This window comes from Cellulosimicrobium sp. PMB13 (assembly GCF_051294865.1).
In the GTDB taxonomy this organism is placed as follows: domain Bacteria; phylum Actinomycetota; class Actinomycetes; order Actinomycetales; family Cellulomonadaceae; genus Cellulosimicrobium.
Genome location: NZ_CP145910.1, coordinates 4,053,141 through 4,078,343 on the forward strand (window position 1 = coordinate 4,053,141; position 25,203 = coordinate 4,078,343).

The following is a 25,203-nucleotide window of genomic DNA, read 5'->3' on the forward strand; positions in this document are numbered from 1 at the left end:
GTGCCGGTCGTCCGGCGGGTGCGGGTCGTCGCCGCCTCAGGCGCGCGGGACGTCGGGGATCTCCGACCAGTCGTACCAGAGCAGGTCCCGCTCGGTGACCCGGTCGAGCGCCGAGTCGAGAGCCGCGTCGGCGTCGGGCCCGTCACCGTCGGCTGCCGTGAGCACGGCGTCGACGTCGGGGGCTGCCTCGGGCTCGTCGACGTGCACGCACACGATCGGGACGTCGGGCACGGTCCGCACGACCTGGACCGCGCTCGGCGCCGGTTCGTCATCGTCACCGGACGCGGCATCGACGACCTGGACCGCGTCGTCGGGCACCTCCAGCGTCACGACGAGCCGCTGCCGCGGCGCGTCCGGCCGGGACGCGACGAGCGCGAGCGAGTCGTCGGCGGCCTCGAGGGCCGCTGCGTACTCGAGCCCTTCCTCGTCCTCGTCGGGCAGGGACCGGACGAGGGCCGACGTCACGGCGTGCGCGCCGCGCGGCGCCACCGTCCAGAGCGCGGCGTCGTCGGTGACGGTCGCGGCGTCGAGCTCGTCCAACGTGGCAGGAAGATAGATGCGCATGGCCTCAGTGTGCCGTCTCGAGGTGCCCGGTGCTGGCCACGGGTGCGGGCGTCGCGGCCCGCACGTGCGCGGCGAGACGCGCGAGGGCGCGGCGTGCCGGGCTCGCCGGTGCGACCTCGGCCAGGACCCGTCCCTCGCGCAGCGCGAGGTCCAGCGACCGGTCCTCGGGGACGGCCTGCAGGTCGTCCACGCCGGCGTACCGTGCGAGCGCCTCGCGCACGGCGCGCTCGGGCCGGGGCCCGACGACGGCGGACCGCACGCGGTTCACCACGACGACCCGCAGCGCCCCGGCCGCGGCGCCCGTGTCGTTCAGCTCGTCGAGTGCGCGCACGAGCCGCTGGAGGGAGACAGGGTCCGCTCCCCCGACCACGACGACCGTGTCGGCGGCCCCCAGCGCGCTGAGCGTGGCGGCGTTGCGCTGCGGCGCCCGCGTGTCGTACGTGAGGAGCTCGTCGCTCTCGAGGGAGAACCCGCAGTCGACGACGGTCCAGTCCGCGACCGACCGCGCCACGTCCCACACGACGTCCAGCGACGACCCCGGCAGCTCCGGCCAGCGCGCGGCCCGCGCGAGCCCGGTGAGGACCTGGAGGCGTGGGACGACGGTCGGCGCGAGCGCCTGGAGGCCTGCGGCGTCGAGCGCTCCGTGGCCCGCGCTGCGGGCGGCTGCCGCGAGCCCTGGCGACTCGTCGAGCATCCCGAGGTGCTGGGCCACCGAACCGCCGTACGTGTCCGCGTCGACCAGGAGGACACCGGACTCCGGGCCCGTCGGCGCGACCGCGGGCAGCTCGACCTCCGACGGGCGACGGTCGCGCCGCGACCCGCGGCGCGGGGACGACGGCGGTCCGGCGAGCTCGGCGGCCAGGTTCACCGCGAGGGTCGTGCGCCCGGGCGCACCCGTCGGCCCCCACACCGCCACGACCCGCCCGAGGCGGCGCGCCGGCACGACGCCGACCGACGCCGGGACCGGTGGCCCGGACGGGCCCTCGGGAGCCACGGCGACCGGCACGGGGCGCGCGACGACGGCGCGCACGGCCTCCCGGAGCGAGTCTGCCGACGCGGCGAGGTCGACGACGACGTCGACCCCGAGCGCCCGTAGCCTGCTCTCCTCCCACGACCCCACAGGCGCCAGGCCGACGACTCGGACGCCGTGCGCGTGCAGCTCACCGACGGCCTCCCGGTCGAAGGCGGGCAGGTCGGCGGACACCACGCCCACCTGGCCCGCACCTGCCGCTGCCGCGGCGCGCAACTCGACGACGTCGGCGCAGCGTCGCGTCACCTGGAGCCCGGGCGCGTCGAGCGCGGTCACGACGTCGGCCTCGAAGGGCCCCCGGACCGCGCAGAGCACCGTGGCGACGGCGGTCGCCCCGCTCATCCCGCACCGCCCACGGGGACGACCGCGATCGACCCTTCTCCCGCCACGGCGCCGAGCACCGTGGCGAGGTCGTCGGACGCGACGAGGACGTGGATCGTCACCGGCCCGCCGGCGACGAACGTGCCACCGGCCTCGTCGATCTCGGCCACGGTGACTCCCTCGACCAGCACCGCCGGTCCGGGCTCCGCGACCGGAGCGTCCTGCGCACCGGTGGCGGACGGCGCGGGCGGCACGTGCCACAGGTCGACCGCGGCCCCGGCCACGATGCGGTCGGACAGCCCCGACGTGACGGGCACGGCGACCGTGCGCAGCGTGAGGTCGTCCGCGGCCCCCAGCGCGCTCGCCGGGACGAGCTCGCCCGGCTCGACCGTCCGGAGCACCACGGCGTCCTCGGGGACGCCGTCGGCGGCGAGCAGGTAGTCGTCCGTCCCGCTGCCGAGCCGGACCTCCACCGCGCGCAGGTCCTGCGCGCTCACCCGGTCGCCGGGCGTCAGCACCGCGTCGGCCGCGTACACGGCGTCGGTGTGCCCTGCCGCGGCGACGGCCCAGGAGCCGAGCGCGACGGACGCGGCGACGACGACCAGGCCGACGAGAAGCCGCGGGTCACGCCAGGTCGGCCGCCGCAGCCGAGTGGCTGTGCGGGGAGGCGAGAGCGTCGCCGTCGTGTCGCGCGAAGGGCGTTCCAGGGTCGTCGTCATCGAGTCCCGTCCGTGGTCGTGTGCGAGGTCCTGCACCTGCTCGAGCCCGCGGCCGGCGGCCGCCCGTCCATGATCGTCGCTGCCGCGACGCCGCGGGGAGGGCTGTGGACAACGTCGGTGCCTCGTCGGCCCCGTGCCAGACTTGCGGCATGGCCCAGCGCTTCCTCACCCTCGCCGACGTCACGGAAGAGCTCAACATCTCCGCGGCGCAGGCGTACGCGCTCGTGCGGTCGGGCGAGCTGCCCGCCATCCAGGTCGGCGGACGCGGCCAGTGGCGCGTCGAGGCCAGCGAGCTCGAGGGCTACATCCAGCGCATGTACGCGCAGACCCGCCAGCGGATCGAGGCCGGCGAGTTCGACGGCTGACGTCGCCACGCGGCCGCGCTGGCGTCGAGCCTCTCGGCCTGACCTCCCGGACCTCTCCGAACGCTCCCCCTGCGTCGTGATCATCGTGCGGCGCCACCCGGCCAGGAGTCGCTGACGCACAGCAGCGCCGCATACGGGACCGACCGGGTCCCGTGCCGCGCCCCCGGGGAGACCTCCAGGTCGACGTGGTCCTTGCCCACGCGCGAGATCCAGCCCGGGTACGCGGCGGTGTGGACCCGCACCTGCACCGGTCGACGGTCGCGCATGAGGGCTCGCAGGACGTGTCCCAGACCGAGCCGCTCGGCGCGCTCGGTGGTCGCGGGACGCGCGAACCTCCCGAGCCCGGTGACGGCAGCGACGGCCCCCGACGGCACGAGGTGCTGACGCTGCTGCTCCTCCACGAGCACCCAGTCCGTGGCAACGTCACGGACCACACCGGTGACCCGGGACCCGTCCCGCAGCTCCAGCGTGACGGTTCCCTCCGCCCCGCGGAGGCGCTCGACGAGAGAGACGGTGGCGTGCTCGGCGCGCGTCAGGTCGGCCACCGCGCCGGTCAGCTCGGCGCGCTCGGCGGCGGCCAGCTGCGCCGCGAGGTCGTCGAAGAGGGCGTCCCACCGCACGCGCACACGGTAGCGGGCGGGGCACCAGGACAGGTCCGCCCCGTCCACATCGCAAGAACCCCCTGGACACCGACAACAAGCTGCACTTAGATGGCGTTACCAGCATCAAACTCCATCAAACGACATCGAAGCACCGAGATCGACTCGCCGAACGCTTCGCGGCGGTGAGCACCAGGGGGACACATGGCACGGCGGACCGACCAGCGATCACGACCCGACGAGCCGGCAGCACGCGGCGGCGGTGGCGGTCACGGGGGCTGGACGCTCCTGGCCCTGCTCGCGGTCATGTCCGGGGCGGCCGCAGCCCTCACGGCACGGGCCCTGCACGTCGCGGAGACGCTGCCCACCACGCGGTTCGAGGTCTACCTCGAGCTCGCGGCGGTCGCCGTCGGGGCGTTCGTCGCCGCCTGGGTCGCCCTGTGCAGCGCGCTGGCGATCGGTTGCGTGGCCGTCCGGGCGGGTGGGCGCACCTGGTCCGCCGGTGAACGGATGATCGCCCGCCACGCCCCCGCGGTCGTGCGCCGGGCGGCGCGCATCGGCGTGAGCATGACCGTCGGTGCCGGGCTGGTCCTCGGCGCCGGGACCGCCCACGCGACCGAAGGCCCCGACGAGGACCGAGCACCGGTCGTCGCCGTCGACCTCGGGTGGCGCGCATCGGCTCCGGAGGTCGCGCCAGGGGCCGTGGCAGGAGGACCGGGAACGTCCACGGCCGACCACGGCACGGACGGCCGGCCCGGCGACGCCCTGCCGTCCCGTGGCACGGCAGCCACCCCCGGCGACGCGACCGCTCCCACCCCGGTGCCGCCCAGCACGAGCAGCACGCGTGCCGCGCCTGCAGCCGACGGCGCTCCCACCTCCTCCGCGCTCCCCGTCGAGGCGGCACCGGGGGCACCGAGGACCGACGGACCTCGGTCCCCCGCGTCCGGCCAGAGCAGCCCTCCTCGGCAGGAGTCCGGGCACGCGACCACCCACCGCGTTCCCACGACCGACACTGCTCCACGTCCCAGCGTCGCGGACGCCCGGACCACGGCGGTCCGCCCCGCGTCGTCGCTGCCCGCCGCGGAGCGGGACGCCGCGCTCACCGTCACCCGCGAGCTGCCCCCGTCCGGCACCGAGGTCGTGGTGCTGCGGGGCGACACGCTCTGGGGCATCGCCGCCCGGTCGCTCCCCGCCGACGCCACCGACGCCGACGTCGCCGCGGCCGTGCGGCAGTGGCACGCGGCGAACGCCGCCGCCATCGGCGACGACCCCGACCTCATCCGACCCGGCCAGGTGCTCGTCGCACCGTCGGCGTGACCCCCGTCCCGAACGACCGAAGGAGCCGACGATGACGACGACGAGCGTGGTCGACCCCCAGACCACCGCGACGGCACGCTCCACGAGCGTCCCGACCGAGGCGAGCGGCGCCCGGCTGCTCCGGTGCGTCGGTGAGACGCCTGCGGCGACCGTCGACGTCCGCGACCCTCGGGCGCGCGTCCCGCGGCACGTGGTGCACGGTCGGCCGCTGGTCCCCACGACCTCGGTGCCGCTCCCGGACCCGACACCCCTGTGCTGCGCCGTGGTGAGGGCTGCCGTCGAGGTGGTGCGCGGGGACCGCACGGTCCAGCAGCTCGCTCGGTGGGTGACTCCCGAGATCTACGAGGCGCTCGCGCGCCGCGCGCGGATCGTGCTCGACGCGGGTCTCGCTCCCGACACGGCGACACGACCCGTGACGGTCCGACGCGCCCGCGTCCTGCGCCTCGGGTCCGAGGTCGCCGAGGCGACGGTGGTCGTCGACGACGGCGACAGGGTGCGGGCGGCCGCCGCCCGGCTCGAGGTGCGGCGCGGGACGTGGCGCGTCGTCGCGCTCGAGATCGGGTGACCTTCCGCACCGTCCACGTGGTGCGCCTGGTCAGACGCCACGAGGGGCGGTCGGAAACCGACCGCCCCTCGTGCTCGTGGGTCGAGGCGCGTCCTGCGACCCGGGTCCGTCACGCCTCGTTCTGACCGTGGCAGACCTTGTACTTCTTGCCCGAGCCGCACGGGCACTGCGCGTTGCGCGGCGTCCCGGGGAACGTCCGGCCGTCGCTCTCGACGGCGGTCGCCTCCCCGTGCAGCGCGCGGCGCGACCGGCGACCGGCGTCGCCCGTCACGACCGCGGCACCCGTGCCGTCCTCGCTCGGGGCGCTGTACGAGAGCGGCACCTGACGCTCGGGGCCGTCGAGACCCTTCGCGATGAGCGTGCCGGTACGGTCGCCGGACGCTGCCGGCGCCGCCACGGGCGCACCCTCTGCGGCGGCCGCCTGCACGGGCGCCTCGTCGACCGAGGACTTCGCCACCGACGGAGCCTCCGTCGGCGCGTCCTCGACGGTCGCGTCCTCCACGGCGTCCACGGTGGCGTCCTCGACGGGGGACGACGCCGGGGCGGGCCGCGTCGCCGACGCCTGGGCCGCGGCGGCGAGACCGGCGGTCGCACCTGCGGTGGCAGCGCCCGCAGCACCGCCGAGGGCCTGGCCCGCCGCGGACTGCGCCGCCTGAGCCGCCTGCGCGGCGTCGATCACCGCGGGCTGGCCCTGTGCCGCGCCGGGCTCGGCGACCTTGACCTCGAGGTTGAAGAGGAAGCCGACGGTCTCCTCCTTGATCGCCTCGGTCATCGCCTGGAAGAGCTGGTAGCCCTCGCGCTGGTACTCGACGAGCGGGTCACGCTGGGCCATCGCGCGCAGCCCGATGCCCTCCTTGAGGTAGTCCATCTCGTAGAGGTGCTCGCGCCACTTGCGGTCGAGGACGGAGAGCGTCACGCGCCGCTCGAGCTGGCGCATGTTCGCCGAGCCCAGCTGTTCCTCGCGGTTCTCGTAGGCGATGCGGGCGTCGGACAGGATCTCCTCGAGCAGGAGCTCCTGCGTCAGGCGCGTCGCCCCGCCGGCCTGCTCGACGACCTCGTCGACCTCGATCGAGATCGGGTAGACGGCCTTGACCGCGGTCCACAGCGCCTCGAGGTCCCAGTTCTCGGGGTTGCCCTCGGCCGTCGCGGCCTCGACGTAGGCGGTGATCACGTCGGTGAGGAAGTGCTGCACCTGCTCGTGCAGGTCCTCGCCCTCGAGCACGCGGCGACGCTCGTCGTAGATGACGGTGCGCTGACGGGACAGGACGTCGTCGTACTTGAGGACGTTCTTGCGGATCTCGAAGTTGCGCGACTCGACCTGGCCCTGCGCGCTCGCAATGCCGCGCGTGACCATCTTCGACTCGAGCGGGACGTCGTCGGGGAACCCTGCGCGGTTCATCATCGACTCGGCGAGACCCGAGTTGAACAGCCGCATGAGGTCGTCCTGCATCGACAGGTAGAACCGGGACTCGCCCGGGTCGCCCTGACGGCCGGACCGACCGCGGAGCTGGTTGTCGATGCGGCGCGACTCGTGGCGCTCCGTGCCGAGCACGTAGAGCCCGCCGAGCTCCTTGACCTCGTCGTGCTCCGCCGCGACGGCAGCCTTCGCCTTCTCGAGCGCGTCGGGCCACGCGGCCTCGTACTCCTCCGCGTTCTCCGCGGCGTCGAGCCCCCGGGCGGCGAGGTCGGCGACCGCCATGAACTCGGCGTTGCCGCCGAGCATGATGTCGGTGCCTCGACCGGCCATGTTGGTCGCGACCGTGACCGCGCCCTTGCGGCCGGCCTGCGCGACGATCGCGGCCTCGCGCGCGTGCTGCTTCGCGTTGAGGACCTCGTGCGGGACGCCCTGCTTCTTGAGCTTGGACGACAGCAGCTCGGACTTCTCGACGCTCGTCGTGCCGACGAGCACCGGCTGACCGTGCGCGTGGCGCTCGACGATGTCCGCGACGACGGCGTCGAACTTCCCGTCCTCGTTCTTGTAGACGAGGTCGGCCTGGTCCAGGCGCTGCATCGGGCGGTTGGTCGGGATCGGCACGACCCCGAGCTTGTACGTGCCCTGGAACTCGGCCGCCTCGGTGTCGGCCGTACCCGTCATGCCCGCGAGCTTCGAGTACAGGCGGAAGTAGTTCTGCAGCGTGATCGTGGCGAGCGTCTGGTTCTCGGCCTTGATCTGCACGCCCTCCTTGGCCTCGATCGCCTGGTGCATGCCCTCGTTGTAGCGCCGGCCGGCCAGGATGCGTCCCGTGTGCTCGTCGACGATCATGACCTCGCCGTTGAGCACGACGTAGTCCTTGTCGCGCTTGAAGAGCTCCTTCGCCTTGATGGCGTTGTTGAGGAACCCGATGAGCGGCGTGTTGAGCGACTCGTAGAGGTTGTCGATACCGAGGTAGTCCTCGACCTTGGCGATGCCCGGCTCGAGCACGCCGACGGTGCGCTTCTTCTCGTCGACCTCGTAGTCCGCGCCGGCGTTCAGGCGGCGCACGACCTTCGCGAACTCCCCGAACCAGCGGTTCGTGTCGCCCGAGGCGGGGCCGGAGATGATGAGCGGCGTGCGGGCCTCGTCGATGAGGATCGAGTCGACCTCGTCGACGATCGCGAAGTTGTGGCCTCGCTGGACGAGGTCGTCGGTGGACCACGCCATGTTGTCGCGCAGGTAGTCGAAGCCGAACTCGTTGTTCGTGCCGTACGTGATGTCGGCGGCGTACTCCTCGCGGCGCTGCGCGGGCGTCTGACCGGACAGGATCACGCCCGTCGTGAGCCCGAGGAAGCGGTAGACGCGGCCCATGAGCTCGCTCTGGTACTTCGCCAGGTAGTCGTTGACCGTGACGACGTGCACGCCCTTGCCCTCGAGCGCGTTGAGGTAGGCGGCCGTCGTCGCGACGAGCGTCTTGCCCTCACCGGTCTTCATCTCGGCGATGTTGCCGAGGTGCAGCGCGGCCCCGCCCATGAGCTGGACGTCGAAGTGGCGCTGCCCGAGCGTGCGTCGCGCCGCCTCCCGGACGGTCGCGAAGGCCTCCGGCAGGATCTCGTCCAGGGTCGCACCGTCGGCGAGGCGAGCCTTGAAACGGTCCGTCTCCTCCCGCAGCTCCTCGTCGGTGAGATCCTCGAAGCTGGGCTCCAGCTTGTTGATCTGGTCGGCGATGCCGGACAGCTTCTTGAGGATCCGGCCCTCGCCGATGCGAAGGACCTTGTCGAGGATCGAAGGCACGCAGAACTCCCGTATCGATCGCGTCCCGTGCCGGACGGCGCGGGAAGGCCGCTGCTCCTCACCGCGGGCGCGCGGGTCGGGCGTCGGCAACGTCACACAACATCGTAGGGGAGCCAGAGGCCTCGTGGTCCCGCGCGCGTTTCGCCCACGACGAACCGTGCCCGTCCCACCGAGGCCCTCGCTCGCCGCGTCCGGCCGCCCGTAGGCTCGGGCCGTGGCTCACGTGCTCGTGACGGGGATGTCCGGCGTCGGGAAGTCCACGGCGCTCCGTGGTCTCGGGGACCGGGGCGTCGACGTCGTCGAGACCGACGACGGCGACTGGTGCGTCCTCGGCCAGGTGCCGGGTGCACCGCGTGGCACGGTCGACCGCGTGTGGCGCGAGGAGCGGATGACGGCCCTGCTCGACGACCGCGCGGGGCGTCCGCTCGTCGTGGCCGGCACGGTGCCGAACCTGGGGCGGTTCCTCGACCGGTTCGACGCCGTCGCGCTGCTGACGGCACCGCTCGACGTCATGCTCGACCGGGTCGCCCGACGGACGACCAACCCGTTCGGCAAGGACGAGGCCGAGCGCGAGCGGATCGTCGCCGACACCCGCGCCGTCGTGCCGCTCCTGCGCGCGGCGTGCACCCACGAGATCGACACGAGCGTGACGCCGCCCGACGACGTCGTCCGCCGGCTGGAGGAGCTCGCCCTCAGACGGTGACGCCGCTCGCGACCTCTGCCGCCAGTGCCGGCGCGAGGTCGCCGGAGGGTGCGACCTCGACCTCGGGCACGCCGAGCCACGCGCCGAGCACGCGCAGCTCCGCCGCGAGCCGTGCGGGGGTCTCCGGCCCGGCCGCCTGCTCGCGGTGCGCGGACAGCACGCGCAGCACGCCGGCGCGGCGGTCGGCCTTGAGGTCGACGCGCGCCGTGAGGACCTCGCCCTCGAGGAACGGGAGCACGTAGTAGCCGTGCACGCGCTTGGCCGCCGGGACGTAGATCTCGATGCGGTAGTGCACGTCGAACAGCCGCTCCAGGCGGGTGCGTTCGAAGACCAGCGGGTCGAACGGGTTGAGCAGCGTCGCGGCGGTGGCACGTCGCGGCAGCGCGGCGTCGGCGTGCAGGTAGGTCGGCTCGTCCCAGCCCCGCACGGCGACGGGCCGCAGCGTCCCTGCCTCGACCAGCTCCGCGAGCGCCGTGCGCACGGCCGGCCCCGCGAGCCGGAAGTAGTCCTTGAAGCAGCGCAGCGTCCCGACGCCGTGGGCACGGGCGCCGATCTCGAGGAGCTGCCGGACGGCGTCGGCGTCCGCGACCGGTGCGGCCGAGACCACCTCGGGCGGCAGGACGCGTTCCGTGAGGTCGTAGCAGCGCTCGAACGCACCGTTCCTCCGGGCCGAGGTGATCTCGCCCGTGAAGAAGAGGAACTCGAGCGCGCGCTTGGCGACGGTCCAGTTCCAGCCCCACTGCGACCGGTCGCGCGGGTGGGCGCGCCCCTCCTCCTCGAGGATCGCGTGCACCTCGCTCGCCGTGACCGGCCCACGTTCGGTCACGAGGCGCCGCACGTCCTCCACGGTCTCGGAGTGGCTCATCTCGACCGCGCTGATGGTGCCCCAGGCCTCCGTGCGGTAGCGGCGGCGCCTCCACTCGAGCAGGGGCCAGGTGGACGGCGGGACGTACGACGCGACATGGGCCCAGGTCTCGACGAGCCGACGCGGCGCCCGCCCGGCCGCACGGTCCAGCAGCGCCGTGTCATACGGCCCGAGCCGCGCGTACAGCGGCATGAGGTGCGCACGGGCGAGCACGTTGACGGAGTCGATCTGCAGCAGACCGAGCCGGTCGATCACGCCCTGCACGTGCCGCATCGTCGGCACCCCCGCGCGTCCCTCTCCCCCGGCCCCGCCGAACGGGCGCGGCCGGTGCAGCCCTTGCGCCGCGAGCGCGACCCGCCGGGCCTGGGACAACGACATCGTCTCGACGGTGACCACCCCCCGATCCTGCCCGGCCCCACCCACACGCCTCTCGCCCGCCACCGCGACCCCCGCGAAGTAGAACCCCAGGTCTCGACGTAGAACTCGCGGAGCTCTACGTCGAGACCTGAGGTTCTATCTCGTCACTTGCCGCTCGCCGACCGGAAACCCGGGCGGACGACGAGGTGAGGGTGGCAGCACAAGACGAGGTGAGAGTGGCAGCAGAGGACGAGGTGAGAGTGGCAGCAGAGGACGAGGTGAGGGTGGGCGCGCGCGACCGTGGCGGGCCTGGCGGGAGCCCGCGAGGAACGAGCGGGCGGATGGTAGGTCGCGCGCGCCCACCCTCACCTCGTCCGGAGGCGACCGGAGCGCCTACCCTCACCTCGTCCGGAGCCGACCGGAGCGCCCACCCTCACCTCGTCCGGAGCCAACCGGAGCGCCCACCCTCACCTCGTCCGGAGGCGACTCAGGACCGCAAGTGGTCCACGAGGGTCAGGCGGACTTCTCGGCCTTCACCTCGGCGCAGTCGCACGACGTGTCGAGCGCGACGACGCCGTAGGTCCAGCCGCGTCGCCGGTACGCGACGGAAGGGCGCGCGGTCTCGACGTCGACGAAGAGGAAGAAGTCGTGGCCGACCATCTCCATCTCGTAGAGCGCGTCGTCGACCGTCATGGGTTCGGCGCTGTGCAGCTTCTGGCGGATCACGACCGGCGAGTCACCGTCGCCGAGGGGCGTCTCGACCGCTTCCCCGGGCTCTGAGGGCGACGTCGGGGTCGGTGCCGGTGGCGCGGCGTGCGCCACGGGGTCGTAGGGACGGACGTCGACGGGCGGCACGACGGTGTGGTTCCGGTGGTCCTTGCGACGGTCTCGCACGCGGCGCAGGCGCTCGGCGAGCTTTTCCATCGCGAGGTCGAGGGCGCCGAACCGGTCGTCGGCCGCAGCCTCGGCCCGGACGACGGGCCCCTTGGCGCGCACCGTGAGCTCGACGCGTTCACGGACCCCGGAGAGCCTCGGGTTGTTCTCGTGGGTGACCTCGACGTCCACGCGCTGCGCCGTGGGCGCGAGCTGCTGGACCTTCGCGAGCTTGTCCTCCGCGTGCTGCCGGAAGCGGTCGGCCACCTCGGTGTGCCTGCCGACGACGACGATCTCCATGTGAGCCTCCACGAGGGTAGTGACGCCCGTTGCGCGAGCGTCGGTCCGGATCTGGTAGGGCACCGTGATCGGTGCCGGTGGTCTACCACCTCCTTGCGACGCCGGGGCGTCCCGCTCGGCGGGCTCGCGCGGCGACCGGCACAGGCGTCCTGTGCACCCGGTCCCCGCGGCGACTGGCCCTCAGCGTAACCCCCGCTGCAGGGTGTCGGCAGTCCCAACGGAAGGTGAACACCGGGACGTTCGTCCGTCGGCCCCGGGACCCGCGGGACCGCGCCACGAGGCGTTCACGACTCCCGCCGCGGCGACGGTGTCGCGGCGAGGACGAACGCCCCGACCACGGGGATCCCTGCTCGGGCGAGGGCCTTCTCGCACGCGGCGAGCGTCGCGCCGGTGGTGAGCACGTCGTCGACCAGGAGGACCGACGGCGCGGGCCTCAGGACGCGTCGCACCCGTGGCGCCCGCGCGAGCTCCACGGCGCGGAGCCGGTCGCCGCGGGCCCGTGAACCGAGCCCCACCTGGTCGCGCGCCCGCCCCCGCTGGACGAGGAGGCGCGCGGAGCGGGCCGGCGCCGCCAGCCCTGCGGCGAACGCGTCCGCGAGCCCTGCCACCGGGTCCCGACCGCGCGCCCGGCGGGCGGCCCTGCTCGTGGGCGCGGCCGCGACGAGCACCGGCCCCGCGGGAGCGAGGACCGGACGCAGCCGCTCGCCCGCGCGTCGGGCCGCCGCGCGCAGGGGCGCGTCGAGGTCCGCCCGGCCACGGTCCTTCCACGCCACGACGACGTCGCGCAGGCCGCCCGCGTAGTCGGCGAGCGCCCACACCGGGAGCGGGCCGACGTCGTCGAGCCGGTCGAGGCGCGGTGCGGTGGCCTCGCACCGCCACGGCGGGGCGCTCAGCGCGGCGAGACAGGGTGAGCACCAGCGGACGTCCGGCGTGCGGCACGCGGGGCACGCCACGGGCAGGGCGAGGCGTGCGACGTCGTGCACGCCGCGCCCCAGCACGGCGAGAAGGGTCAGGGCACGCTCGGGACGGCTGCTCATCGCAGCATCGTCGCGTCTCGGTGCGCCCGCACCGTGGCCCGTGCCACGTCCTGTGGACGGGCAGCGCTGGACCGGGCCTGTGGACGGCCCGATCCGGCGTCTCAGCCCGGATACGTCGGGAGCCGCACCTCGGTCGCGACGCGTGTCCACAACGAGGCGGAGCCGGCGGCGTACAGGCTGCCCTCGCTCGTCCCGAGGAGCATCGTGCCGATGCCGGTCCCCGAGGCGAGCGAGACGGCGTCCTCGAGCGGGGACGCCTTGCTCGTCGGGCCGCCGACGGGTACGAGGTGGACCACGGGCGCGGTGTCGCCGCTCGACCGGCCGAGCACACCGAGCGTCGTCCGGTCCACCCACACCACCTGGGTCGCCGCGACGATCGGCTGACCGACCCGCACCGGCTCGGAGAGCTCCGTCGGCAGACCCTCCTCGCCCCGCAGGATGCCCGCGACGTGGACCTGCACGCCCGTCCCGGTAGCGCTCACGACGGCGATGCGCGCACCGTCGGGCGCGACCCGCAGGGACATGACGGTCCGGCCCGCGAGCCACGGCGCAGCCACCTCGGTGACGGCACCTTCCAGGTCGGCGACCCGGAGAGAGCCGGGCTGCTCCTGCGGCCCGCTCCACACGAGGTCGAACCGGTCCACGCTCGGCGCGAGGAGGTTCTCGCCGTCCATGAGCAGCACGGGCTCCGCGTCCGCGGTGGGGGCCGTCACGAGGCGACGTGACCCGTCACGCACGACGAACGTCGCGTCGGAGGACGAGCCGGTGAACGCCAGCGCGGTCGGCTGCAGGCCGGTGAGCGGGGCGACGGACTCCAGGGGCTGGGTGGACCGTCCGACGATGCTCGTGACCTGGTCGCCGGCGAGGACGACGGGGTCGTTCGGCGTCGTCGCCGGCCGCGCCGTCGTCTCGTCCACGGCGCCGAGGGGCACGCCCTCGACCGTGATCTGCACCTCTCGCGGAGACGGGTTGCCCAGCGACGCGCCGAGCTGCGCGACCAGCACCGCACGATCCTCGGCGGAGGTCCCGGAGACGGCGTCCGTGAGGGGCACCTCGACGAGGCCGGACGGGGGCGCGGTCACGGAGTCGATGCTCAGCGCCGTCCCCTCGGGGGCCACCGTCGTCACCGATCCCGCGAGCCACGGGACGGGGCCGACCAGCGTCTCGCGCACCGCGAGCGTCTGCCAGTTCCGGCTCGGGAACCACCGGGCGTCGGGCACGAGGTAGCGACGGTCGGGCGTCGGGAAGTACAGGTCGGTCGCGCGGTACGTCTGCACGAAGTTCGTCGCCGAGACCGCGAGCCCGTCGTCCGTCGTGTCGACGCGCCACTGCCCCTCGTCGTCGCGCACGAGCCCGTACACGAGGTCGGTCGTCGTCCCGGGGACCTCCTCGGTGTACACACCGTGGGCGTCGACCGTGCCGACGACGTCGGCGGTCGCGCGCACCGTGGCGACACCCTCCTCGGCGCGCGAGTCGTCGACCTCGAGCTCCGGCTCGGCGGCCAGCACCGCCACCTGGGCGAGCGGCGACCAGGTGGTCGCCGTCTCCGGCGTGAGGTACTGCGTGGCCACGTCGAACGAGCCGGACGCACCCTCCGCCTGCGCCGTGAGGAAGCCGCGCACGATCTGCTCGGGCAGCGCGTCCTCGCGCGGGGCGTCGGCCCGGACGAAGACCGGGCCGCGCTGGGACAGGACCGTCTCGCCGTCCATCACCGCACCCGACGTCGGGATGGACGCGCACGCCGCGACGGGGCCGGCCACGAGCGCCGCGGCGAGGACCGCGAGCGCCGCGCGCCGCGACCGGTGCCTCGTGAACCGGGTCCTGTTCATCGTCCGCCCTCACGCACGGTGGAGTCGTGGCCTGCCGCTCCGGACGCCTCGTCCGCGCCGGCGTGCGGGGTGCGGGCGCGGTCGTCGGCGCCGGGGACCGACGCCGGGATCACCACGGGGATCCCCCCGGTGACCGACGGGAGGTCGGCGGGCCCGACGGTGCCGTCGACGTCCTCGACGACGGCGGCGTGCGCGCTCCACCCGCTGCCGAGCCCCCGGTCCCCGGTCACCTCGGAGACCAGCGGGAGCGGCGACGACTGGAGCCGGATGCCGGCGCGGCGCGGCAGCGTGAGGCGGAAGCTCGCCCCGCGCGCGGGCCGGCCCCACGCCTCGAGCCAGCCGCCGTGCAGGTGGGCGTCTTCGAGCGAGATCGCGAGGCCGAGCCCGGTGCCGCCGGTCGTGCGGGCGCGCGCGGGGTCGGCCCGCCAGAAGCGGTCGAACACGTGCTGGACCTCGTCGGGCGTCATGCCCACCCCGTGGTCGCGGACGACCACCGCGATCGCGTGGCCGTCCCCCTCGACGGTGATCTCCACCGGCTTCTCCTCCGCGTGCTCGACCGCGTTGACGACCAGGTTGCGCACGATCCGCTCGACGCGCCGCGGGTCGACGTCGGCCGTCAGCGGCTCGTCCCCGAGGTGGACCGAGAGCCACACGCCCTTGCGCTCCGCGAGCGGCGCGGCGTGGTCGACGGCCGCGTTGACGACGTCGCGCACGTCCCGGCGCTCGGCGTCGAGGACGGCTGCGCCGGCGTCGAACCGGCTGATCTCCAGGAGGTCGGCGAGGAGGTCCTCGAACCGGTCGAGCTGGGCCTGGAGCAGCTCGGTCGAGCGCCGCGAGACCGGGTCGAAGTCGTCGCGCGAGGAGTGCAGCACCTCCGACGCCATGCGGATCGTCGTGAGCGGCGTCCGCAGCTCGTGCGACACGTCGGACACGAAGCGTCGCTGGAGCATCGACAGCTCCTCCATGCGCTCGATCTGCTCCTGGAGGCTGTGGGCCATCTCGTTGAAGGTCCGGGCGAGCGAGGCCATCTCGTCGTGCCCCTTGACGGGCAGCCGCTCGTCGAGGTGCCCGTCGGCCAGACGTTCCGCGACGCGCGCGGCCTGCCGCACCGGTACGACGGCCTGACGCGTCACGAGCGCGGTGATCCCAACGAGCAGCGCGAGCAGGACCAGGGCCCCGACGAGCAGGACCGACTGGAGGAACGACAGCGTCTCCTGGTCCGCCTCGAGGTCGTAGAGGTAGTAGAGCTCGTAGGTGCCGCCGATCGGCACCTCGACCGTCGAGCCGACGACGACGCCCGGCACCACCGGGGAACCCGGGTCGGAAGGGTCGAGCGGGATGGCCACCGACTGCCGCTTCTGCCCGCCGTCCGCCGCGAGCGTCTGCTCCCGCATCTCGGGCGAGACGAGCCCGTCGAGCTGGTCGTTCGACGAGAGGTCGAGCAGCGCGCCGGACGTCTCGTCCTCGGCGCGCCACAGGAAGACCTCGCGCGACGCCGAGCCGCTGTACAGGAGCATCGAGTAGAGGTCATACAGCAGCGACTGCGCCTCGGAGACGCTGGACGCCGGCGACGCGTCGAGCGTGCGCCGGGCCTGGGCCGTGGACTGCGCGCTCTCCTGGTCGATCTCGGCCAGCCGGCGCTCGAACAGGCCGTCGCGCATCGAGTCCGACAGGAACGCGCCGAGGGCCGCGACCACGACGACACCGACGACGAGCGCCGACGTGACGACCCGCAGCTGCATCGACGAGCGCCACCGCCACACGACGCGGCGTACGGCAGCCCGTACGCGGACCCGCAGCCGGGACCACGCACCGCGTCGCCGCGCACCCGTGCCGGCCGTCGTGCTCACGTCCGCGCCGCGCCCGCCTTGTACCCGACGCCGCGGACGGTGAGCACGATCTCGGGGTTCTCCGGGTCGTGCTCGATCTTCGACCGCAGGCGCTGGACGTGGACGTTGACGAGCCGCGTGTCCGCGGCGTGCCGGTAGCCCCAGACCTTCTCGAGCAGGACCTCGCGGGTGAAGACCTGCCACGGCTTGCGCGCGAGGGCGACGAGCAGGTCGAACTCGAGCGGGGTGAGCGCGATGGCCTCGCCGCCGCGCAGGACGCGGTGTCCCGTGACGTCGATCTCGACGTCGCCGATCGCGAGGTGCTCGGGCGCGGGCTCGTCGGTCCGGCGCAGGCGAGCCCGGATCCGGGCCACGAGCTCCTTGGGCTTGAACGGCTTGGAGATGTAGTCGTCCGCCCCGGACTCGAGCCCGAGGACGACGTCGACCGTGTCGCTCTTGGCCGTGAGCATGATGACGGGCACCCCGGACTCCGCCCGGATGAGGCGGCACACCTCGGTGCCGTCCTTGCCGGGGAGCATGAGGTCGAGCAGCACGAGGTCGGGCTGCGCGTTGCGGAACGTCTCCAGCGCGAGGTCACCGTCCGCGCAGAACACCGGCTCGAACCCCTCCGAGCGGAGCACGATGCCGATCATCTCGGCCAGGGCGGTGTCGTCGTCGACCACGAGCACGCGAACCTTCATGCGCACATCTTGCCATCGCGGGGCGTCGGTACCGGCGGGCGCGCCCCCGTCGCGGGTCGGGGGCCCGTACTAGGGTGGCCTCGCCAGCGGTGCCGCGTCGCGTCCCCGAGGCGGTCGAGCAGGACATGAGCGGGACAACCAGCCAACGATGTGCAGACGACGTTCTGAAGACGAGCGAGGACGACAGCCCCGATGAGCACACCTGACGCCCCCGGCACGCCGGACGGGGCCGCGCCCGACGCACGGGACGAGCAGGAGGCCGGTCCTGCTGCGGGAGCCACGCAGCCCGCGTCGTCCGGCTGGGGCACGCCGTCGTACGGGCAGCCCGGATACGGACCCGCGACAGGTTCACCGGCCGCGCAGCCGCGGTACGGCCAGTACGGCCAGCCCGAGCAGCAGGGGCAGCAGGGGCAGGGCCAGTACGGACAGCCGGGCCAGTACGGCCAGCCCGAGCAGCACGGACAGGGCCAGTACGGGCAGCCGCAGTACGGACAGCAGCAGTACGGCCAGGCCCCCCAGTACGGGCAGCCGCAGTACGGTCAGCCGGGGTACGGGCCGCCGGCCGGGTTCGGCGGGGTCCCGTACGTCCCGCCCGCCTCGAAGCCGGGGATCGTCCCGCTGCGACCGCTGACGCTCGGCGAGATCTTCGACGGGTCGTTCGGCGCCATCCGCCACAACCCGCGGGTCATGCTCGGCATGACCACGATCGTCGTCGTCGCGGCGACGATCGTCGGGGCGCTGATCGGGTACGCGTTCTCGGGCTACGTCGCGGACCTCTTCTTCGCGCTGCCGTCCGACGCCGGGTTCGGGGGGATGGAGTCGCAGTTCGCCACGGTGTACTCGACGTTCTTCGGGACGGGGATCACCACGGCGCTCGCGACGCCGATCGTCAGCGGCCTCCTCACCGTCTCCATCGGCCAGTCGGTCATCGGCCGCAGGGCGACCGTCGGGGAGGTCTGGTCGCAGGTCGGACGGCGCGCCTGGTTCCTCCTCGGCTTCACGCTGCTCCTCGCTCTTGCGTCGACCGTGCTGGTCACCGCGCTCGTGCTGCTCGCCGTCCTCGCGTTCACCGTCGACCCGGCGCTCGGCGGCATCACGATCCTCCTCGCGATCCCCGCGTACCTCGTGCTCGTGGTGTGGGTCGGGGTGCGGACGGGTCTGGTGCCGCCCGCGCTCGCGCTCGAGGGTCAGCCGTTCTGGGCCACGGTGACCCGCGTGTGGCGGCTCACGCGCGGGTCGTTCTGGCGCCTCCTCGGCATCTACCTGCTCGCGTACGTCGCGATCTACGTCGTCACGCAGATCCTCATCACACCGTTCAGCCTCGTCGGCGGCATCGCGCTGGGCGCCGGTCAGGTGTTCGTCGGCAACCTCGTCCTGACGCTCGGGATCGCGGTGTCGACCATCGCCCTGACCCTGTTCCTGGGCAGCGTCGTCGCCCTGCTCTACATCGACGTGCGGATGCGGCGCGAGGGCCTCGACGTCGAGCTCGCCGCGGCAGCGAGCGAGCAGCCCGCGGCATGACCCTCACCCTGCTCGCCGCCGACGTCCCGGTGGAGCCCGGCGCGGACGAGGCCCGGCGCTGGCTCGTCGAGGAGCTCGCGAAGCCGGAGTACAGCACGGACCCGTCCCTGCTGGCCCGCTTCCTCGAGTGGCTGTCCGGCCTCTTCGACGGTGCCCCGGCCCTGGACCTCCCCACGCCCTGGGTCGCGCTCGCCGTCGTCGCGGTCGTCCTCCTCGTCGCCGGGATCGCGTACTGGGTCGCCGGGCCGGTGCGCCTGTCGCGCAAGGCGCCCGGCTCCGCCGTCGTGCTGGACGACGACGTGCGGACCGCGGCCGAGATGCAGGCCGCAGCCGACCGTGCCGCGGCCATGGGTGACTGGTCGACGGCGGTCCTCGAACGTTTTCGCGCCGTCGTGCGCTCGCTCGAGGAGCGAGCGATCCTCGACGTACGGCCCGGCCGCACCGCGTGGGAGGCCGCCCGGGCCGCGGGCGAGCGGCTGCCCGACGTCGCGGACGCGCTGGCACGCGGTGCGGACCTGTTCGACGACGTCGCGTACGGCAAGACCGTCGTCGGGCCCGAGGCCGACGCGTTCCTGCGCGCGCTCGACGAAGAGACGCGTGCGACGCGCCCCGTGCTGAGGTCGGAGCTCACCGTCACCGGACCGCACCTCGGAGGTGGCGACGCGTGAGCGCGACCACGCCCCCACCTCCGACCACCCCCACGGTCTCGGAGGGCACCGCCACGTCTCCCACGACGGGCGGCGGGCCCCGCTCGGTCACGACGGCGCACGTCCCCGTCGTGGGCGACGGCACCACCGCGGGCTCTCGCGCCCGCCGGCGCTGGCGGCGCGCGCGCTGGCCCGTGACCGTGCTCGTGGTGCTGCTCGCGCTCGCCGGGTTGTCGGCGATCGCCCGCCCGACGACGTCGAGCACGCCGCTCGCGCCCGACAACCCGGGACCCGGTGGCGGCCGTGCCGTCGCCGAGGTGCTGCGCGACCGCGGCGTCGACGTGACGTACGTGCAGACCGTGGCCGACGCCGTCGCCGCGAGCGGCGACGGCACGACGCTCCTCGTCGCGCAGAGCGACTTCCTCCTGGACGAGCAGGCCGACGCGCTCGTCGCCACAGCGGCGGACCTCGTGCTCGTCGCGCCGAACGAGTACCTCCTGTCGGCCGCGACCGGTGGCGCGGCCGAGGTCGTGTACGACTGGCCCGACGGCTCCGCGGTGCGCGAGCCGGGGTGCGAGGACCCTGCGGCACGCGCCGCGGAGAGGATCCGCTCGGACGGCGTGGGGTACGCCCTGAGCGGTGCGGGTGCGGGCGGGAGCACGGTCGTGTGCTTCCCGTCCCCCACCGAGCCGACCGCGGGCGCCTACGTCGTCCACGAGGCCGGCGACCGCACCGTGCGTGCCGTCGACACCGCGTCCGTGCTGCGCAACGACACCGTGCCCGAGGACGGGAACGCGGCGCTCGCGCTGTGGACGCTCGGCGCGGAGGAGCGTCTCGTCTGGCTGGTCCCCGACCCGTTCGACACCTCGCTGACCGGTGGCGACGAGCAGCCCGCCCTCGCGCTGCCCCCGTGGACGGGCGTCGTCGCGCTCCAGCTCCTCGTCCTCGTGGTCGTCGTCGCGCTGTGGCGCGGGCGGCGGCTCGGCCCGCTCGTCACCGAGGACCTCCCGGTGGTGGTGCGCGCGGCGGAGACGACACGCGGGCGCGGGCGCCTCTACCGCCGTGCCGGTTCGCGCGGCCACGCAGCCGCCGGTCTGCGGGCGAGCGCGGCCGACCGGCTCGCCGGACGCCTCGGCCTCCCGCGCTCCGCCGACGCGGCATCCTTGGTGGACGCCGTCGCGCGCGCCACCGGGCGACCGCCCGACCAGCTCGCCCACCTCCTGTACGGACCCCCACCCGCCGACGACGCGGCGCTGCTCGAGCTCGCGCGTCACCTTGACCAGATCGAGAGCGAGGTCTACCACTCGTGACGCAGCACCCCGAGGGCACGCAGCCCCAGCCCGACCGATTCGCCCCCGCAGCCAGGCCCGACGCACAGCCGGGCCCGTACGGCACCGCGCCGCACGCGAGCCAGACCTCGGACTCCGTCGCGGACCGCGTGAGCGCCGCCGCGCAGGGACCGGGCCAGGTGCCGGACGCGTCCCGGCAGCCCGACGGCGCGCCGTCGGGCCCGCCGTCGAGCCCGCCGTCGCAGCCCTCCGCACCTCGGCCGGACGCACCCCGTCCGCCCGCCCCCGCGCCCGCACATGGAGCCCCGCCCGCGCCGTCGCTCGAGCTGCGCCAGGCCCTGGCCGCCGTGCGGACCGAGGTCGGCAAGGCCGTCGTCGGGCAGGACGGCGCCGTGACGAGCCTGCTCATCGCCCTGCTGTGCAAGGGCCACGTGCTGCTCGAGGGCGTGCCGGGGGTCGCGAAGACGCTGCTCGTGCGCACGCTCGCGGCGTCGCTCGACCTCGGCACCAAGCGCGTGCAGTTCACGCCCGACCTCATGCCCGGCGACGTCACGGGGTCGCTCGTGTACGACGCCCGCACGGCCGAGTTCTCGTTCCGCGAGGGCCCGGTCTTCACGAACCTCCTGCTCGCGGACGAGATCAACCGCACGCCCCCGAAGACGCAGGCGTCGCTCCTCGAGGCGATGGAGGAGCGTCAGGTCTCCGTCGACGGGACGCCGCGCCCGCTGCCTGACCCGTTCCTCGTCATCGCGACGCAGAACCCCGTCGAGTACGAGGGCACGTACCCCCTGCCCGAGGCCCAGCTCGACCGCTTCCTGCTCAAGGTCGTGCTGCCGCTCCCCGAGCGCGAGCAGGAGGTCGAGGTCCTCGCCCGCCACGCCGCCGGGTTCGACCCGCGCGACCTGGCCGGGGCGGGCGTGCGGCCCGTCGCGGCGCGCGACGTCCTCGACCGGGCCCGTGCGGAGGTCGCGCGCGTGCAGGTCGCGCGCGAGGTGCTCGGCTACGCGGTCGACGTGTGCCGCGCGACGCGTCACTCGCCCTCCCTGTCGCTCGGCGTCTCGCCGCGTGGTGCCACGGCGCTCCTCGCGACGTCGCGCGCGTGGGCATGGCTGTCGGGCCGCTCCTACGTGACGCCCGACGACGTCAAGGCCCTCGCGCACCCCACGCTGCGCCACCGCGTGCAGCTGCGGCCCGAGGCCGAGCTCGAGGGCGTCACCGCGGAGAGCGTGCTCGACACGGTCCTCGCGTCCGTGCCCGTCCCCCGCTGAGGCGCTCGACGTGGCCCTGACGTGGCGCGCCGTCGTGCTGGTGGCGCTCGGCCTCGTGCCCGTGCTGCTGTACCCGGTGCCGGGCACGGTGCTCGTGTGGGCGCTGGTCGTCGTCGCGGCATGCTCCGTCGACGTCGCGCTCGCCGCCTCACCGCGGCGCATCGCGATCGAGCGGCGGGTGCCGGGCTCGGTCCGGCTCACCGACCGCACGGCGTCGACCCTGACCCTGACCAACCTCGCGCCGCGTCGCCTGCGCGCGCTCGTGCGCGACGCGTGGCCGCCGTCGGCGGGCACGCAGGTGAACCGGCACGCGGTCGACCTGCCGCCCGGTGAGGCGACGCGCGCCGTGACGATGCTGGTCCCGACGCGGCGCGGCGAGCGCGTGGCCGACCGCGTGACGATCCGTTCCTTCGGACCGCTGCGGCTCGCGGCCCGTCAGGCGTCGCTCCCGGTCCCCGGGCGGCTGCGCGTCCTGCCCGAGTTCGCGTCCCGCCGCCACCTGCCGAGCCGCCTCGCGCGACTGCGCGAGATGGACGGCCGAGCCGCGGTGCAGGTGCGCGGCGAGGGCACGGAGTTCGACTCGCTGCGCGAGTACGTGATCGGCGACGACGTGCGCTCCATCGACTGGCGCGCGTCCGCGCGGGGCCGCGACATGGTGGTGCGCACGTGGCGCCCCGAGCGCGACCGGCGCGTGCTGATCGTGGTCGACACCTCGCGGACGTCGGCCACGCGCCTCGGCGACGAGCCACGTCTCGACGCGAGCATCGAGGCGGCGCTGCTCCTCGCGGCGCTCGCCGGCCGCGCGGGCGACCGGGTCGAGCTCGTCGCGTTCGACCGCACGGTCCGTGCGCGGGTCGCCGGCGCCGCAGGGCCGCGGCTCATGCCCGCGATGGCCGACGCCCTCGCCCCGCTCGAGCCCGCGCTCCTCGAGACGGACTGGCCGGGCCTCGTCGGCGCGGTGCAGGAGCGGCTGTCCCAGCGCGCGCTCGTCGTGCTGCTCTCGACGCTCGACGCGGCGGCGGTCGAGACCGGTCTGCTGCCCGTCGTCGCGCAGCTCACGTCCAAGCACCAGGTGGTCCTGGCCGCGGCGGGCGACCCGGAGGTGGCGGAGCTGCGCGCGGACCGGAGCGGCACCGCGGAGGTCTACGACGCCGCCGCGGCGGCGCGCGGGGAGATCGAGCGTGCCGCCGTCACGACGGTCCTGCGGCAGAAGGGCGTCGAGGTCGTCGACGCGCTGCCCGACGAGCTCGCGCCGCGGCTCGCCGACACCTACCTCGCGCTCAAGGCCGCCGGTCGCCTCTGACGGCTCCGCGCCCGCGAGAGCACCGTGGTCGTGCTCGACGGCGCGTGGTCGCCCTGGGTGTCGGGGTGGAGGGGGCGCCGCGTCTACCATCCGCCGCTCGTTCCTCGCGGCTCCCGCCAGACCCACCACGACGCGGCGCCCCCTCCACCCCTCCCGGCGTCGTCTCGCCCTGGTACGCGCTCACCGCGAGAGAGATCCCTGGTCGCCGACGTAGCGCTCTGGTTCGCGAGAGAGAGCCCTGGTCGCCGACATAGCGCTCTGGTTCGAGAGATAGAGCCCTGGCCAGACGACCAGGGCTCTATCTCGGCCACCGCGGCTCTACCTCGACGACCGCGGCTCTACCTCGGGGCGTCGGGGGTGCAGGGTAGGGTCGTGGCCGCACGATCCCCGACCTCAGGAGTGCCCGTGGCCTGGCAGCCCCCCGACCCGCGAGACCGTGAGCGGCGGAACCGGCGCGTCGCGATCATCGTCGTCGCCGCGCTGCTCGCGACGTTCGTCATCCCCGCGCTCGCCATCGTCCTGTCCTGAGTCGGCGGGGGCGACGTGAGCGACGACCGGTACGGGCCGTGGCTGGACCACGACGCGCTGAACCGCGCGCTGCTCGCGCGTCAGCACCTCGTGCCCCGACGTCCGGCCGATGCCGGCCCGACCGGCTCCGACGCGTCGGCCGGTGTGGTCGCCGAGGTGGGCCACCTCGTCGGGCTCCAGTCGCAGGTCCCGTCGTCGCCGTACCCCGGCCTGTGGTCGCGCCTGCCGGGGTTCACGACCGACGACCTCGGCGCGCGGTTGCTGGACCGGTCGGTCGTGCGGATCGCGACGCTGCGGGGCACCGTGCACCTCGTCACCGCCGACGACGCGTTCGAGCTCGCCGCGCACGCGCGCCCCGCGCTCGCCGCGTACCTGCGGGCGAAGAACCAGCACGGCGACGCCCTGCGCCACGTCGACCTCGACGAGCTCGAGCAGGTCGCTGCCGACCTGCTCGCCGAGCCGCTCACGTCCGTCGCGCTGGGACGCCGCCTCGCGGAGCGCTGGCCCGAGGTCGACCCGAAGCACCTCGCGTACGGCGCGCGGTGCCTCCTCCCGCTCGTCCAGGTCCCGCCGCGCGGCCTGTGGGGCGCGAACGGGCCGGGGACCACCACGACGTGGACGACGGCGCACGCCTGGCTCGGCGGTCCGACGCACCGGTCCGCCGACGAGCTCGACGCCGTCGCGACGGCGAGCGACCCCGACGCCGTGCTCGCCGCGCGCGTGCGGCTCGTGCGCCGCTATCTCGCGGCGTTCGGCCCCGTGACGGTCGCCGACGTGCAGCGGTGGTCCGGGCTGACGCGGCTGCGCCCGGCGGTCGAAGCCCTGCGGCCCGAGCTCGTGACGTTCACCGGCCCGGGGCGACCGGCGACCGCGCGACCGGGGGCGAGCCGGCCGGGACCCGGCTCGACAGCGGCCGGGAGCACCGGCGCACCGCGCGGTGTCGAGCTGTTCGACCGTCCCGACGCGCCGCGCCCGCCCGGCGACGAACCCGTCCCCGTGGTGCTCGCCGCCGACTTCGACAACCTGGTGCTCTCGCACGACGACCGCACGCGGGTCCTCGGCGGGGTCGCCGTGAAGCAGGTCGTGAGCATCAACGGGCAGGTGGCTGCCACGGTGCTCGTCGACGGCCGGGTGGCCGGCACGTGGACGTGGACCCTCGACGCCAGGGCGGACGAGGCCGCCGCGCGGGTGGAGGTGCGGCCGCTCCTTCCCGCGGGGACCGAGGCCGACGGCGCGGGGAGCGGGGCGGTCCCGGTCGGCGCGGCGCACCCCGCGGCCCGGCTGGCCGACCCGGAGATCCGGGACGAGGTCGTCGCACGCGCCGAGGACTGGCTGCGGGTCGCGGCTCCGGGGGCGCGACCGAGCGTCGTCGTGCACGCCTGAGTCCTCGTGGAACCGCCGGCAGCGGTGCGTTGCGCGGCCCGGGCGACGTCGCGCGCGCCAGAGCTCGCGGGAGGTGCGGCAG

22 protein-coding genes are annotated in these 25,203 nt (G+C 74.7%); 11 read left to right on the forward strand and 11 right to left on the reverse strand.

The genetic code is table 11. The features are described from left to right. Positions 1–36 precede the first annotated feature (36 nt). From V5D56_RS18115 to V5D56_RS18125, 3 genes are read right to left on the reverse strand one after another with little or no spacing between them, the layout of a single operon-like run. Positions 37–564, reverse strand: coding sequence for a DUF6912 family protein (locus tag V5D56_RS18115; protein ID WP_435736658.1), 528 nt, complete (start codon positions 562–564; stop codon positions 37–39). A 4-nt stretch (positions 565–568) separates the two neighbouring features. Beyond that, positions 569–1,936 (reverse strand): AAA family ATPase, encoded by a 1,368-nt coding sequence (locus tag V5D56_RS18120; RefSeq protein ID WP_435736659.1) that lies wholly within the window; start codon positions 1,934–1,936, stop codon positions 569–571. Next, on the reverse strand, positions 1,933–2,634 hold the full coding sequence (locus tag V5D56_RS18125; protein ID WP_435736660.1) for a hypothetical protein: 702 nt from the start codon (positions 2,632–2,634) through the stop codon (positions 1,933–1,935). The genes V5D56_RS18120 and V5D56_RS18125 overlap by 4 nt, the downstream gene beginning before the upstream one ends. A gap of 149 nt (positions 2,635–2,783) precedes the next feature. Here V5D56_RS18125 and V5D56_RS18130 point away from each other — a divergent pair, with 149 nt between their 5' ends. Continuing rightward, complete coding sequence (locus V5D56_RS18130; RefSeq protein WP_435736661.1) at positions 2,784–2,999, forward strand: helix-turn-helix domain-containing protein; 216 nt, start codon at positions 2,784–2,786, stop codon at positions 2,997–2,999. Between the two features lie 80 nt (positions 3,000–3,079). Here V5D56_RS18130 and V5D56_RS18135 read toward each other — a convergent pair whose 3' ends face one another. Further along, complete coding sequence (locus tag V5D56_RS18135; RefSeq protein ID WP_435736662.1) at positions 3,080–3,619, reverse strand: hypothetical protein; 540 nt, start codon at positions 3,617–3,619, stop codon at positions 3,080–3,082. Between the two features lie 183 nt (positions 3,620–3,802). On the opposite strand from V5D56_RS18135, the gene V5D56_RS18140 reads away from it, so the two are divergent. Continuing rightward, a complete protein-coding gene (locus tag V5D56_RS18140) occupies positions 3,803–4,915 on the forward strand; it encodes a hypothetical protein (protein WP_435736663.1) in 1,113 nt (370 codons plus the stop codon). A gap of 31 nt (positions 4,916–4,946) precedes the next feature. Then, complete coding sequence (locus V5D56_RS18145; RefSeq protein WP_435736664.1) at positions 4,947–5,480, forward strand: Rv3235 family protein; 534 nt, start codon at positions 4,947–4,949, stop codon at positions 5,478–5,480. 109 nt (positions 5,481–5,589) lie between these two features. On the opposite strand, the gene secA is transcribed toward V5D56_RS18145, so the two are convergent. Continuing rightward, on the reverse strand, positions 5,590–8,688 hold the full coding sequence (gene secA / locus V5D56_RS18150) for a preprotein translocase subunit SecA (protein WP_435736665.1): 3,099 nt from the start codon (positions 8,686–8,688) through the stop codon (positions 5,590–5,592). Between the two features lie 214 nt (positions 8,689–8,902). Between secA and V5D56_RS18155 the strand changes: the two genes are divergently transcribed. Next, the gene (locus V5D56_RS18155; protein WP_435736666.1) at positions 8,903–9,391 is read left to right on the forward strand and encodes an AAA family ATPase; all 489 of its coding nucleotides are present in this window, start codon (positions 8,903–8,905) and stop codon (positions 9,389–9,391) included. On the opposite strand, the gene V5D56_RS18160 is transcribed toward V5D56_RS18155, so the two are convergent. The 6 genes from V5D56_RS18160 to mtrA all read right to left on the reverse strand — a co-directional run bounded on the left by V5D56_RS18160 (position 9,381) and on the right by mtrA (position 17,182). Next, positions 9,381–10,634: a winged helix-turn-helix domain-containing protein gene (locus V5D56_RS18160; protein WP_435739074.1), complete on the reverse strand. Its 1,254-nt coding sequence runs from the start codon at positions 10,632–10,634 to the stop codon at positions 9,381–9,383. The genes V5D56_RS18155 and V5D56_RS18160 overlap by 11 nt on opposite strands. A gap of 492 nt (positions 10,635–11,126) precedes the next feature. After that, entirely contained in the window at positions 11,127–11,786 is a 660-nt protein-coding gene (gene hpf / locus V5D56_RS18165; protein WP_435736667.1) for a ribosome hibernation-promoting factor, HPF/YfiA family, read from the reverse strand. A gap of 284 nt (positions 11,787–12,070) precedes the next feature. Next, complete coding sequence (locus V5D56_RS18170) at positions 12,071–12,823, reverse strand: ComF family protein (RefSeq protein ID WP_435736668.1); 753 nt, start codon at positions 12,821–12,823, stop codon at positions 12,071–12,073. Positions 12,824–12,924: 101 nt separating this feature from the next. Then, the gene (locus tag V5D56_RS18175) at positions 12,925–14,652 is read right to left on the reverse strand and encodes an LpqB family beta-propeller domain-containing protein (protein ID WP_435736669.1); all 1,728 of its coding nucleotides are present in this window, start codon (positions 14,650–14,652) and stop codon (positions 12,925–12,927) included. Further along, the gene (gene mtrB / locus V5D56_RS18180; protein ID WP_435736670.1) at positions 14,649–16,502 is read right to left on the reverse strand and encodes an MtrAB system histidine kinase MtrB; all 1,854 of its coding nucleotides are present in this window, start codon (positions 16,500–16,502) and stop codon (positions 14,649–14,651) included. The genes V5D56_RS18175 and mtrB overlap by 4 nt, the downstream gene beginning before the upstream one ends. Continuing rightward, a complete protein-coding gene (mtrA, locus tag V5D56_RS18185) occupies positions 16,499–17,182 on the reverse strand; it encodes an MtrAB system response regulator MtrA (RefSeq protein ID WP_435736671.1) in 684 nt (227 codons plus the stop codon). The genes mtrB and mtrA overlap by 4 nt, the downstream gene beginning before the upstream one ends. Before the next feature lie 192 nt (positions 17,183–17,374). On the opposite strand from mtrA, the gene V5D56_RS18190 reads away from it, so the two are divergent. The 7 genes from V5D56_RS18190 to V5D56_RS18220 all read left to right on the forward strand — a co-directional run bounded on the left by V5D56_RS18190 (position 17,375) and on the right by V5D56_RS18220 (position 25,121). Beyond that, positions 17,375–18,703: a glycerophosphoryl diester phosphodiesterase membrane domain-containing protein gene (locus V5D56_RS18190; protein WP_435736672.1), complete on the forward strand. Its 1,329-nt coding sequence runs from the start codon at positions 17,375–17,377 to the stop codon at positions 18,701–18,703. Beyond that, on the forward strand, positions 18,700–19,371 hold the full coding sequence (locus V5D56_RS18195) for a DUF4129 domain-containing protein (RefSeq protein WP_435736673.1): 672 nt from the start codon (positions 18,700–18,702) through the stop codon (positions 19,369–19,371). The genes V5D56_RS18190 and V5D56_RS18195 overlap by 4 nt, the downstream gene beginning before the upstream one ends. Then, complete coding sequence (locus tag V5D56_RS18200; protein ID WP_435736674.1) at positions 19,368–20,660, forward strand: DUF4350 domain-containing protein; 1,293 nt, start codon at positions 19,368–19,370, stop codon at positions 20,658–20,660. The genes V5D56_RS18195 and V5D56_RS18200 overlap by 4 nt, the downstream gene beginning before the upstream one ends. A 158-nt stretch (positions 20,661–20,818) precedes the next feature. Continuing rightward, the gene (locus V5D56_RS18205) at positions 20,819–21,907 is read left to right on the forward strand and encodes an AAA family ATPase (protein WP_435739075.1); all 1,089 of its coding nucleotides are present in this window, start codon (positions 20,819–20,821) and stop codon (positions 21,905–21,907) included. A 10-nt stretch (positions 21,908–21,917) separates the two neighbouring features. Beyond that, complete coding sequence (locus V5D56_RS18210; RefSeq protein WP_435736675.1) at positions 21,918–23,210, forward strand: DUF58 domain-containing protein; 1,293 nt, start codon at positions 21,918–21,920, stop codon at positions 23,208–23,210. A 405-nt stretch (positions 23,211–23,615) separates the two neighbouring features. Further along, the gene (locus V5D56_RS18215) at positions 23,616–23,738 is read left to right on the forward strand and encodes a hypothetical protein (protein WP_435736676.1); all 123 of its coding nucleotides are present in this window, start codon (positions 23,616–23,618) and stop codon (positions 23,736–23,738) included. 15 nt (positions 23,739–23,753) lie between these two features. Continuing rightward, positions 23,754–25,121 (forward strand): winged helix DNA-binding domain-containing protein, encoded by a 1,368-nt coding sequence (locus V5D56_RS18220; RefSeq protein WP_435736677.1) that lies wholly within the window; start codon positions 23,754–23,756, stop codon positions 25,119–25,121. Positions 25,122–25,203: the final 82 nt, after the last annotated feature.